Source organism: Companilactobacillus futsaii JCM 17355 (assembly GCF_001435505.1).
Classification (GTDB): Bacteria; Bacillota; Bacilli; order Lactobacillales; family Lactobacillaceae; genus Companilactobacillus; species Companilactobacillus futsaii.
On record NZ_AZDO01000023.1, the window covers coordinates 1 to 11,162 of the forward strand.

Genomic DNA, 11,162 nt, shown 5'->3' on the forward strand with positions numbered 1-11,162 from the left:
AGGGTATATTATAAGAATTTCAATATCAAAAACCAAATATATTAATAAGAAAGGAGAGGGCTTACCTCCCACGAATGAATTCGTGGGATTCACGCCCAGTTTTATTGAATAGAAATTCTTTTACGTAATTTAAATTGTATTAATTTTTTTAGTTCTAGCACTAACTAGGTAATAAAGAACAGCAGTGATGATCATAGCGGGGAAGGTGGCGCCAACTGTTTGAACTATGAAGTCTATTTTGTTTAGTCCTAAGTAACTCAAGACTCCGATTGCCCAAGTGATGACTGCCATTAGATTGATACCTTTTGTGTACCAGTATTTACCTTGAGGTTTGGAAAGTTCGCTGACTTGATAGTCTTTTTTCTTAATAAAGAAGAAGTCAACTAAGAAGATAGCAATTTCTGGTCCTAAGAACATTCCGATACCGTCTAAGAAAGTTTCAAAAGTAGTTAAGAAACTAGCTACGTAAACGGGAATGAAGGTCATGACAGTAGCAACTAGAGTGACGATCCACAGAGCTGGTGTTAATTTGAGTTTGTGGAAGATGTTAGTCATAGCAGATCCTGCAGCCATTAAATTAACTGCATTGGCCGTGGTACTAGTGATGACGATAACTAACATGGCTAAGATTCCAAGCCCTAGTTTAGCAGCAATCGTACTAGGGTCGGCGTTGTTAGGATCGAATTTGTTGATGGTGATAGCTGTAGCAATGGTTGCAATTAAACCGATAAAGGCAAACCAGAATAAACCGATATTAGCACCGAAGAATGAGACTGTTGTTGCGGCATGTTTGTCTTTAGTGAATCGACTGAAATCGGCAGCCGCAGTGACCCAAGCTAGGTTAAAGGCTGCTAAAATATCGACGATTTTTCCACTAGAAAGTTGGAACTTAGCAGCAGGTTGCCATTTAATGATTTCTTGGAAGGGAACAGTTTTTAAAACAACAACTGATTCCCAAGTTACTAAGATGATAACTAAGATAATCCCAAAACGTTCGATCCATTTTACTGATTTTTCCCCAACTGAAATACTGATTAGATGTAGAATGGACATAACGACAATTCCAATGATGATGCTGAATTGATTGTGGAAAGCTGAATTGTTCCAGCCTAAGATGTCTTTTAGGATGAAACTGATGGAAGTAGCAGCGATAAAAGTATTGATAGCCGCCCAACCGATGAATTGAATGACGTTGACTAGAGATGGCAAGATTGAACCTTTAACACCAAATGACGGTCTAGTCAAGGTCATAGCTGGTAAGCCAGTTTTATATCCCATGTAAGATGCTAAAGCTAATAAAACATAGGATAGAGAACCAACGATTACTAATGAAGTTGATGCCTTGATTAATCCGACAGCGGCGATAACACCTCCGATGTACCAAGTTCCATTATTGGCGTTAGCACCGATCCAAGTGGCAAATAGATCCCATTTGGACATAGCTCGTTGATCAGGCGTTGTAGCTTGAATGTGTTCTTTCATAGTTGTTTACCCCCATAATCAGAGCAGTAAAAAAGGGAACCGCACCTGAGCAGTTCCCTCAATAATTAACTATTTACCGCTCTTTTATCAGCCTCACTGGACTGCCTTTAAAAAGATTTTTATATTGTTGTCAGTTTAGTTTATGAACTTGGCAATGTCAACTAATAAATTGTATACTATATCAAAAATTCAAAGGAGTGTATCTCGATGTTATTACAACAAGTCAGAATCCAAAATCAATCCGCTCAAGATATTAGAATTGAAGATGGTAAGTTTACTGAAATTGCTGATCATTTAACGCCAAAAGATGGTGAGGAAGTAATCGTTGGTCACGAAAAATTAGTTTTGCCACCATTCATTGATCCTCATGTTCATTTAGATTCAACGTTAACAGCTGGTCAACCAGAGTGGAATGAAAATGGAACCTTGTTCGATGGGATTCGTATTTGGACTGAACGTAAGAAATCATTGACGTATCAAGATGTTAAAAAGAGGGCTACTTTAGCTTTGAAGATGCAAGCTAGCCACGGAATTCAATTTGTTCGTTCTCATGTTGATGTAACTGATCCTAGTTTGAAGGCTTTAAAAGCTTTGATCGATGTTCGTGAAAGCGTTAAAGATTGGATGACTTTACAATTAGTTGCATTCCCACAAGAAGGTATCCTTTCTTATCCAAATGGTAAAGAATTGATGCAAAAGGCTGTTGATTTGGGTGTTGATGTAGTCGGAGCTATTCCACATTATGAATTTAATCGTGAATATTCAGTTGAATCATTACGCTTTGCCTTTGATTTGGCACAAAAAAATGACTTGTTGTTCGATGCACATACTGATGAAATTGATGATCCTAGTTCTAGAAGCCTAGAAACACTTGCTACCCTAGCTTATGAAAGTGGTATGGGACAACGTGTTACAGCTTCACATACAACGGCTATGGGGTCATATAATGATGCTTACATGTATAAATTGATGCGTCTATTAAAGATGTCAGGAATGAACTTTATTTCTAATCCTTTGGTAAACATGTACTTAGGTGGACGTTTTGATACTTATCCTAAGCGTCGTGGCTTGACTAGAGTGAAGGAATTGACTGATGAAGGCATCAACGTGGCCTTTGGTGAGGATGATATTAAAGATCCTTGGTACCCAATGGGTAACGGTAATATGTTCGATGTCTTAGCTGAAGGTTTGCACGCAACGCAAATGATGGGTCATCAACAAATTATGGACTCATACAAGTTCATTACTTTGAATAGTGCTCGTGCTTTACAAGTTGAGGACCAATACGGAATTGAAGTCGGAAAACCTGCTAACTTCGTCTTGTTGGATGCACACAATTTCTATGATGCAATCAATAAGCGAGCTGCAGTTTTATTATCAGTTCATAATGGAAAAGTTATTGGTAAAACTAAACCTGCTGAAACAGAGTTGTATATTTAATAAATCGGGGGCAGCCAATAGGTTGTCCTTTTTTGTAAGGATGGAATAATGATATTAGAAAGACCCAATGTTATTAATTTACGTAAATTACAATCGCAATTAGGTGGTTTAAAAAATCGCCCAGATATTAATGAACTATCTAAAATGATCAAGATGTTTCAACTATATCAAGCTGGTCAAAAAGAAATCAGTACCAAGCTGGAAAATCTTGATTCAGAATTTCAAGTTAATTACGATTACAATCCAATTCATCACATGGAATCCAGAATGAAAGATATGCAAAGTCTTTTACAAAAAGCTGATCGTAAAGGTTATGAACTGACAGTTGAGAGTATTGAAAAAAATATTTTTGATATTGCCGGTATTCGGGTAATCACTAATTATGTCGATGATATTTATAAAATTGAAAAAATGTTAAAAAAACAGTCGGATGTTACGTTGTTGCGCCGAAAAGACTATGTTAAGCATCCAAAAACTAGTGGTTATCGTAGTTTGCACATTGTTGTCAAGGTACCTGTTTTTCAAGCTGAAGGACCAATCGATGTTCCAGTAGAAATTCAAATTAGAACTGTCGGCATGGATATGTGGGCTAGTTTGGAACATAAGTTGCGTTATAAGACTAATGTCGAAAAAAAATTAGTCGATAAGTATGGCGATCAATTGCAAGAATATGCGGATGAATTAGAAAAAATTGAACGTGGTATGCAAGATATACATCAAAGTTTAATCTAAAAAAAGGGCCTTAGTTCACTGATATTAGCGAATTAAGGTCCTTTTTACACAGCCTGTTCGGGGGTATTATTTATTAACCAATTTTCTTTGGTCAGCTCGTAAGCCATAACTGTTCTGATTTCTCCCGTATGTGGAGATGGGAAGGTGCCAATGGAACCCAAATCAGTCATACCCATTTTTTCCATAACCCGACCAGATCTAGGGTTGAGACTGGCGTAGTGGGCCTCTACTCGTTCGAAGTTTAAATCTTCGAATCCATAAGCCATCATAATATTGCCAACTTCAGCAACGAATCCTTTGCCCCAAGCACTTTGAGCTAGAGCATAAGTTAATAGTGCACTGTATCCCTCAGGATGGAATTCGTAAAAGCCAATTAATTGGTGGGTATCTTTAGTTTCGATACCAAAAGAATAGATTGATCCTAGAAAATGAGAGTTAAAAAGTTCAGCGAAATTATTCGCGGCTTGAACATTGCGATACCTAGTGTATCTAACTACCATAGGATCATACAAGATAGCTTGTAAGTCGTTAAAGTCCTCAACTTGAATCGGACGAATAAGTAATCTCTCTGTTGTAATTTGACGCATCTTTTTTTCTCCAAATCCTCGATTAGAATTAGAATATAAACTATTATTTTGCGTCTGTAAACTGTTTTATTTCGAAAAAAACAATAAATCAAAATAATTTAAATCATTGACAGCTGTATAAACATATTATAGAATTACGGCGTTAAGTAGGTGCATTTTTAAATTCAAATATTGAGGAGTTTTAATTAATGAGGGAATGGCAAAAAGAAACTGTGTATCAGATTTATCCACGCAGTTTTCAAGACTCTAATGGGGATGGTGTCGGTGATATCAACGGTATTATTTCTCGATTAGATTATTTACAAAAGCTTGGAATCGGTTTGATTTGGCTAACTCCAATGTATCGTTCACCAGGCAATGACAATGGTTACGATATCGCAGATTACTATCAAATTGATCCTGTTTTTGGAACGATGGAAGATTTCGAGAATTTATTGAATGAAGCTCATAAACGTAATATCAAAATTATTATGGATATGGTTTTGAATCATACGTCTAATGAGAATCATTGGTTCCAAGAAGCTTTGAAGTCAAAAGACAATCCATATCATGATTTTTATATTTGGAAAGATCCAGTCGACGGGCATGAACCTAATAATTGGGTTTCCAAATTCAGCGGTAGTGCATGGAAATACGTACCAGAATTAGATCAATATTATTTACACTTGTATGACGTGACAATGCCGGACTTAAATTGGCGTAATGAAAAATTGCGTAATAAAATTTTCAAAATGTTAAAATACTGGGCTGCTAAAGGAATCGATGGCTTCCGTTTGGACGTTATCAATAATATTTCTAAGGCTAAAGAGATGCCTAATGACACTTTTGTTACACCTCTAGACGACGGACGTAACTTCTATACCAATGGGCCACACGTGCACGAATACATCCATGAAATGTATGAAAAAGTTTTTGGACCTAATAATTTTGTGACAGTTGGAGAATTGTCTTCAACGCCGATTTCTGAAGCAATTAAATATACTAATCCTGACCGCCAAGAACTCTCAATGGCCTTTACTTTCCACCATGTCAAAGTTGACTATACTAATGGGAATAAATGGACGCTTGGACAATACAAATTGTCTGATTTAACGAGAGTTTTGAGCGAATGGCAAGTGAAAATGAATGCTCATGGTGGTTGGAATGCATTATTCTGGAACAATCACGATCAACCACGAGCCATTTCAAGATTCACTAATGATACGAAATATCGTGATCAATCAGCCAAATTGTTAGCGATGGTCGAATTTGGATTGCAAGGCACGCCTTATATTTATCAAGGTGACGAAATTGCGATGAAGAATGCTTATTTCACTGATATTAAGCAATATAACGATCACGAGTCGATCAATGCCTACAACGAATTGGTAAAAAATGGTGTTGCTGAAGAAACAGCTATTAAAATCTTGCAGCAAAAATCGCGTGAAAATGCCCGTTTGCCAATGCAATGGAATTCACAGCGAAACTATGGATTTACTACTGGTCAACCATGGTTAAAACCACTACACCATGATGACTATTCAGTTGAAAAAGTCTTAAAAATGAAAAATAATATTTTTGATTTCTATCGAGCTTTAATTTTTCTACGTAAGCATAAAGAAATTCTCATAAATGGACAATATAAATTATTAAATTCGCAAGATAATAGCGTTTATAGCTATGAAAGAATTAATAATAAGGGTAAAATTTTAGTAATGGCTAATTTCACTGATCAAATGCAAGAAAGAAAAATCGCTAATGGTTTTGACTTGCTGCTTGGTAATTATGAGGGAATCAAGTTAAACAAAGACACAGTAACTTTACGACCATATGAATCAGTCATGTTAGAAAAATAAAATATAATTTTGACTAAATTGTTACGGTTGCCAATCACAAGACTTGTGTGGAAGACGGAATATTACATTAGTCAAATTAAAAAAGCTCGATTAGAGAGGGTATTCAAATTTTGCACCACTGAAATTGAGGAGAAAAAAATGCCAAAGAACTTATATTCAGATATTTATCATATATTAAAAGGTGAAATTGATAGCAATGTTTATCCACCTAAGACAATTTTGCCTGGTGAGGAAGAATTATCGCAACGTTTCAGCGTAACTAGAAATACGATTAGAAGAGCGTTGAAAAAGCTTCAATCTGACGGTTTAGTTTATACAGTTAAAGGCCGCGGAGTGGTTGTTCTGGAACCAATCGTGGACAATCGAGTAATCTTTTCAGCAGCTAATCATTATGGATTCCAAGATTTGATGAGTTTTCCTCAGAATAAGTTCATTAAGAAATTGAGCACGAAAGTTTTGAAATTTGAAGAAGTTGAGATCGATGATGAATTATCGAAGCATACTTCTTTTTCAATTGGAGATATGGCCTACTATGTTGAACGTTTGCGTTTAGTTAATGGCAAAGCTATGGCTATGGATACTAGTTATTTTAGACAAGATAACATGCCTAATTTAACAATTGAAAATGCTCAAAATTCGATCTACCAATATATACGAGATGAAAAACTATTTAAGATTGCGGCAGCACGTTCAGTTGCTACCGTGGAAACAGTAACTCAAAAAGAGGCCGATGTTTTAGATCTCAAAGAGGCTAATTGTGTTGGCGCCTTAAAAAAATATGTCTACACTGATCTGGGTAATTTGTTCGAATGTACTGAAACGAAATATGTACCTGATCATTTCTCATTAGTGGGATTTGAATCTTATTAGAAACAAAAAAGTCGACCAAAACGGTCGGCTCTTTTTGTTTAAAATTTAATAATTTGATTGAAAATAAAGTTATCAGGAATAAAATGTGATTCCGTATATTCAAATTGTTTACCATCGTCATTAAAGGCAAAACTGACCATGTTACCGACACAATTGTTGATGCCAAGGTTAAGGTTTTCATAGTCGACTTGTTCGGCGTGCTCGATTCTTAATTGACGCTTAACTACAGCTATTTTCATTTGCATGTCATCTTTGATGTATGAATAAATGGAATCTTTAGCAATTTCTGCAGTGATACCGGGAACAATTTGCGCGTTGAAGTAGTTTAAATCTAAGACAGCGTTTTTATTGTTGATACGACGGACACGTTTGATTGCATAAACTGGAATACCAACGGCGAAAGAAGTTTTATGACTGAGTTTTTCATCAACAATTACTTGTTGGAAGTCAGCAATAATTGTTGCTCGTTTTAAATCTTCTGCCTTATTTAGATTTTGTAAACTGTTAATATCACGAAGACTCAAGTTGATTTCTTGAGTTTTGGGTGTTTGTTCTAAGACGACAACGCCTTTTCCTTTAACACTATATACAAGACCTTCATCGGAAAGCTGTTTGATTGCCTTACGGATAGCATAACGACTAGCTTTGAATTCGGCAATTAACGATTCTTCAGTAGGTAAACGCATTTTTATATTATATTTTCCATTGATTACACGTTGTTTAAGTTCTTGATAGATATCTTTATTTGTAGTCTCAGTCATTTATAACGCTCCAATACAATTGATCAATATATACTATTAATAATATATTATATTGAAAATGATTTAAATACGATATTGCAAGAAATAGTACATTTATGTATAATGCCATATTCCAAAATTTAATACTGATAAAAATTACGGGAATAATTAAAACATTCTTTTTCGAATTAGTTGTTCTTTGATATAATTTGCAACAATTTTACCGCCTTCATTAGAAAAGTGGACGTGGTCGCCGCAATCGAACTCTGATTTCAGATGATCATTTTCACTAACTAAGGTAGATAAATCGATGATGTGTGGCATTTTCAATAATTCACGATTAATAGCCAAACGTACTTGTTCTTTCTTATTGTCCCACCCAGGTACGCCATTGTTCATATTTCCGTTAGCAGGGGTTATCGTCATTGGAACAAAAGTTGTATCGTGTTTTTTACATTTAGCCTTTAAAAGATGGACTGCGGTGATGACTGCATTGGATGTTGGCAATTCGCTAATTGGAGTTCCAGTTCCAGGATGCAGTAAATCATTGATACCCTCCATAAAAATCACGATATTAGGTTGGAAGTTGGCTAACATGTGATCAAAGCGAGTAAATCCAGCTTCGCCAAAACTCGTGGACCATTGAGAAGTACTATTTCCCTGATGTAATAGGCGATTACCTGATATTCCAAAATTACCCGTCATAATATGAAAATTCTGTTCTAAATCCTTTGCTAAAGGTGCCGAAAAATTCCCTTGATTAGTTAGAGAATCACCGAAGAAGGCTATCTTTTCGTAAGTTTGTTCAGTTTGAACTTGAATGGCTGATATTCCAAAGAAATATTTGGGCATTTGGGGATGATTGATTTGTGTCTTGATTAAGTCATTAGAAATGGTTAGGCCAACTGAATGGATTTCAACTTTAGGTGAGGTAATGTCGATCGATAAGAATGTATTAGAAGGTAAGTCGACATCGATCCAGTCTGACCATTGAATTAAGCGTGGTTCAATTTTAAAACTAGTTTTACCGTTTAAAGTTACATAAACTTTGTGTGCTGCTGAGTTGTAAATTTCCAAATGTGAAATCGTAAGTGGCGTTTCGTCGTAAAGATTATTCATTTGAAAGCGAATTTTTTTAGTCGCCAAAGGTTGAAAAATTTTTAGATGTTGAAATTTAGCCTTGTTAATCTCAGTTAAATTGTCATAATTAGTAAAATTATGCTTCCACGTCGTCGTAATTATCATTTTTATGCCTTCTTTAAGTGGTAAATTATTCTCTACTAATATGATAGCATGTTTAAACAATTTAAACTTGATAAAAACATAAAAATTAATGAAATTTAAGCAAAAAAAATCCATAGAATCTGATAAGCAATTCTATGGCAAATAAGAAAATAATTATTGAGTAACACTAGGTTTAGCACTCAAAGTCCAAGTAATTACTGCATTTCTCTTCTTGGATGATTTTTCAGTACCATTATTAGTACCACCAACATGTAATTTTGCTGAATCAGGAGTGTTGAATTTAGCGCTGATAATACCAGCATTATAACTACCTTTTTCGAGATTCATAATAGTTGCTGGAGCGTCTTGTTTAGTGCTATCAATCGTTGCAGCCTGAGTAGATAAGTCTTTGGAACTGTTGGAAATATTTTGTTGATCACCATTTAATAGTGGAATAGCACTTAAATATAAAATGGCATCTAAATCGGCCGATGTATCAGTATCGATTGTTTTAAGAGGTCCCATTGAAGCTGTTAAAGTAAAACCAGGCATGTCGCTAGTCATGTTACGTGAATCAATGACTTCTAAAAGTCCGTCATCATTACCATCAATACCGGCAGTAGTGCCATCAGTAAAACCAGTTGTATCAGTAGTATTGCTCTTTAATTTACCAGTTGAATTGGCCATTAGAGTTCCAAAGTTGAAATCAGGAACCGCTTCCAAGGTTAAAATTCCAGAAAGAACGGTAACGTTAACGTTAGAAGTAGCTGTTGTTTGGTCAGAATTTGTACTGTCGGATTCTATAGTGGTGTCTAAAGTATCCTGAACTTGGATGGCATCTGCTGCTTGAGCTGTGGTTAAAGGAGACAGGGATAGACTAAGGCTGATTAGTAGCAATAAACGAACGACATTTTTAAACCATTTCATCATTTGTCCCCCTAACTTCTTATTTAGGTTTCAAAACACACCTATACCATGTCTAAAGTTTAGCAAAATAAATCATACGGTTTGTATCGTAATTCATAAATGTTTTTTATCTAAACTGAAACAAGATTAATTTTTACGAACTATTATTTTGGTTACTGAATATTCGATTTTTTTTGTTGAGACTTATAAATTGCTTTCAAACAAATTATTTGATAGTGTTTGTTTTTACTGATAAGTTTGAGATGATAAAAGAAATCACTAGTAATGACTTCCTAACAAACATAAAAAAGAGGTTAGGTAAGATATGGCTCGCAAAGCTAAAATTGAACGTGAAAAAAGATTACAAGAAACAGTGGCTCATTACGCTAATTTGCGTAAACAACTAAAGGCAGCTCATGATTATCAAGGATTGAGTGAATTACCAAGAGATGCATCTCCAGTTAGAATGCATTCACGTGATCAATATGATGGTCGTCCACATGCATACTTGAGAAAATTTGGTATGTCTAGATTAACATTTCGTAAGTTGGCACATGAGGGTAAGATCCCTGGTGTAAGAAAAGCTAGCTGGTAATAATAAATATGATTTGTGAATGAAGAAAAGACCTCGTTGGAATGAAATATTCTGGCGGGGTCTTTTTATATGCATTCTAATATAATTGGCTATTATTTTAATTATCAAAGATATTGATAGGAAATAACTACCTAACAATATCGTCATTAAGAAAACGCTTTATCTTACAAAAATGTCACACGGGACTAACACTTTGGTAATTGTATCAAGCATTCATTTACTTTTGAAAACTCACGGATAATAATAAAAAGCGGTTGTTGGGGAAATTTATCGCAACAGATTAAAAAATCAAAAAACAAAACTACAGAGCGTATATTTTGAAAAGCTATTATTAATAAATTATAATTAATTTGTTTAAACAGAAGTGATGAAAACCCGCAACGAAATAGTAAAAAATCAAAAAAGACAAAGATCTTTTACAAAATAAGCTGACTATTGATAATTATTTTTTTATTATAATGTTTATACAGGTGATATAGAAATAACAATATTCAATTATTTTGATTCATTTTTTGGTTTGACACCATTTATTTTGAATGGTTATATAGTTTCCGCATGAGCTAAGTCTTTTATCGAGGTGTTATTTATGAAGAATAACTTTCTAGATTTTTTAAAGAAACCAATCACAATGTTCGTTATAAAAGCAATTGTATTTTTCGCGATTTTTATAGTGCTTTTATACATTTATGGATACAACGGCGTCGGCAGTGCCAAATTTATTTATAACGAGTTTTAGTGAGAAGAAGGGAAA

General features: G+C 34.8%; 11 protein-coding genes. 6 read left to right on the forward strand and 5 right to left on the reverse strand.

All coding sequences use genetic code 11. The features are described from left to right. Positions 1-129: 129 nt before the first annotated feature. Positions 130-1,482, reverse strand: a complete 1,353-nt coding sequence (locus tag FC88_RS02615; protein WP_057812494.1) for a cytosine permease — start codon at positions 1,480-1,482, stop codon at positions 130-132. Positions 1,483-1,689: 207 nt separating this feature from the next. On the opposite strand from FC88_RS02615, the gene codA reads away from it, so the two are divergent. Next, the gene (gene codA / locus FC88_RS02620) at positions 1,690-2,922 is read left to right on the forward strand and encodes a cytosine deaminase (RefSeq protein WP_057812496.1); all 1,233 of its coding nucleotides are present in this window, start codon (positions 1,690-1,692) and stop codon (positions 2,920-2,922) included. 48 nt (positions 2,923-2,970) lie between these two features. Continuing rightward, positions 2,971-3,654: a GTP pyrophosphokinase gene (locus FC88_RS02625; protein ID WP_057812498.1), complete on the forward strand. Its 684-nt coding sequence runs from the start codon at positions 2,971-2,973 to the stop codon at positions 3,652-3,654. 44 nt (positions 3,655-3,698) lie between these two features. Here FC88_RS02625 and FC88_RS02630 read toward each other — a convergent pair whose 3' ends face one another. Next, positions 3,699-4,241: a GNAT family N-acetyltransferase gene (locus tag FC88_RS02630; RefSeq protein ID WP_057812501.1), complete on the reverse strand. Its 543-nt coding sequence runs from the start codon at positions 4,239-4,241 to the stop codon at positions 3,699-3,701. A 188-nt stretch (positions 4,242-4,429) separates the two neighbouring features. Between FC88_RS02630 and FC88_RS02635 the strand changes: the two genes are divergently transcribed. Both FC88_RS02635 and FC88_RS02640 read left to right on the forward strand, forming a co-directional pair. After that, the gene (locus FC88_RS02635) at positions 4,430-6,076 is read left to right on the forward strand and encodes an alpha,alpha-phosphotrehalase (protein ID WP_057812503.1); all 1,647 of its coding nucleotides are present in this window, start codon (positions 4,430-4,432) and stop codon (positions 6,074-6,076) included. Between the two features lie 138 nt (positions 6,077-6,214). After that, entirely contained in the window at positions 6,215-6,946 is a 732-nt protein-coding gene (locus FC88_RS02640; protein WP_057812506.1) for a GntR family transcriptional regulator, read from the forward strand. Between the two features lie 38 nt (positions 6,947-6,984). On the opposite strand, the gene FC88_RS02645 is transcribed toward FC88_RS02640, so the two are convergent. The 3 genes from FC88_RS02645 to FC88_RS02655 form a co-directional block, all read right to left on the reverse strand. Next, the gene (locus FC88_RS02645) at positions 6,985-7,707 is read right to left on the reverse strand and encodes a UTRA domain-containing protein (RefSeq protein WP_057812508.1); all 723 of its coding nucleotides are present in this window, start codon (positions 7,705-7,707) and stop codon (positions 6,985-6,987) included. 147 nt (positions 7,708-7,854) lie between these two features. Further along, the gene (locus FC88_RS02650; protein WP_057812510.1) at positions 7,855-8,931 is read right to left on the reverse strand and encodes a GDSL-type esterase/lipase family protein; all 1,077 of its coding nucleotides are present in this window, start codon (positions 8,929-8,931) and stop codon (positions 7,855-7,857) included. A 153-nt stretch (positions 8,932-9,084) separates the two neighbouring features. Next, positions 9,085-9,840, reverse strand: coding sequence for a WxL domain-containing protein (locus FC88_RS02655; protein WP_083484538.1), 756 nt, complete (start codon positions 9,838-9,840; stop codon positions 9,085-9,087). A gap of 301 nt (positions 9,841-10,141) precedes the next feature. On the opposite strand from FC88_RS02655, the gene rpsN reads away from it, so the two are divergent. Together rpsN and FC88_RS02665 are read left to right on the forward strand one after the other, a co-directional pair. After that, positions 10,142-10,411: a 30S ribosomal protein S14 gene (gene rpsN / locus FC88_RS02660; protein ID WP_057812514.1), complete on the forward strand. Its 270-nt coding sequence runs from the start codon at positions 10,142-10,144 to the stop codon at positions 10,409-10,411. Between the two features lie 586 nt (positions 10,412-10,997). Then, the gene (locus FC88_RS02665; protein ID WP_057812516.1) at positions 10,998-11,147 is read left to right on the forward strand and encodes a teichoic acid D-Ala incorporation-associated protein DltX; all 150 of its coding nucleotides are present in this window, start codon (positions 10,998-11,000) and stop codon (positions 11,145-11,147) included. The last annotated feature ends 15 nt before the right edge of the window (positions 11,148-11,162 follow it).